The organism is Psychrobacter celer (assembly GCF_016107555.1).
Taxonomy (GTDB): Bacteria; Pseudomonadota; Gammaproteobacteria; order Pseudomonadales; family Moraxellaceae; genus Psychrobacter; species Psychrobacter celer.
In genome coordinates this window covers 1-1,188 of record NZ_JABASU010000054.1, presented here as the reverse complement: position 1 = coordinate 1,188, position 1,188 = coordinate 1, and the positions used below count along the sequence as shown (strand labels likewise).

Annotated in this window: 1 protein-coding gene; it reads right to left on the bottom strand. The window is 41.1% G+C overall.

Features of this window, described 5'->3' with window-relative positions; translation table 11 throughout:
- Window positions 1-41 precede the first annotated feature (41 nt).
- Window positions 42-1,117 (bottom strand): IS3 family transposase gene (locus JFC05_RS12625; RefSeq protein ID WP_420850573.1). Its coding sequence is split into 2 segments (ribosomal slippage): window positions 42-862 and window positions 862-1,117, totalling 1,077 coding nucleotides; the frame shifts between segments, so codons are not numbered across the junction.
- Between the last annotated feature and the right edge of the window lie 71 nt (window positions 1,118-1,188).

Here is a 1,188-nt window from a genome sequence, read left to right as displayed (position 1 = left end):
TGTAAATACCCCATTCTTAACACAACATCATCGTAGAATAATTAAGCCACCTGTCTGTACTCGGCAGGTGTCATATCATTAAGTGAATCATGGGGTCTTTCGGTGTTATAAACCTTGATCCAGTCTTCAGTCAGCTTACTAACCTCGTTTAAATTATTAAAAAGATAACAGTCTAAAACCTCATTGCGGTAACTACGATTAAATCGTTCAATATAAGCATTCTGATAAGGACAGCCAGGCTCAATATAGTCAATATAAATACCATGAGCTGATGCCCAGTCAGTAAATATGCTGGATGTAAACTCACTGCCGTTATCCACACGAATTAGCTTAGGATAGCCATGCCACTCGGCTAACTGGTCGAGGTAGCGAATCACTCGGTGAGAAGGCATACTGGTACCAATATCAATGCCTAATACTTCACGGTTGTAATCATCAATCACATTAAAGGTTCGAAAGCGAATATTGTTGTGTAGTCTGTCACTCATGAAATCCATAGACCAAGTATGACCTAATGTATTTGGTACACTTAAAGGCTGGGGGTTACGTGCTGGTAGCCGTCTTTTAGACTTACGGCGTAGGTTTAAGTTTAACGCTGTATAAACACGGTGTACTCGCTTATGATTCCATGAATAGCCAAGCTTGCGTATACGCTTAAAACACTTTGGGAAACCCCAACGATTGTGCTTGTCAGTAAGCTCATTTAAGACATCAATAATCTCACTATCATCAGATAGTTTAGGCTTATAGTAGTAAGCGGTTCGACTCATGCAGACCACCTGACAGCTCAATGCAATACTAACACCATACTGCGCCTGCAATTCTTGCGCCCAGACTTTGCGCTCAAGGGCAGGCGCTATAGCTTTTTTATGATCTCTTCCTGCATTTGCGCTTTGAGGCTTAAATCAGCATACATCTGTTTAAGCCTACGGTTTTCTTCTTCAAGCTCTTTTAAGCGTTTGACGTCAGACGCTTCCATGCCTCCATACTTGGATCGCCATTTATAGAAAGTCGAGCTAGCAATCCCGTATTTACGGCACAGCTCTTTAGCAGATATCCCAGCTTCTGCTTCTTTTAATATGGATACTATTTGCGTCTCAGTCATTCGTTTGCTCATATCAAAACTCCTTATGGGTATTTTATAAGAGATTCTACGTTTGAGCTGTGCTATTTTAGGGGATAGTTACA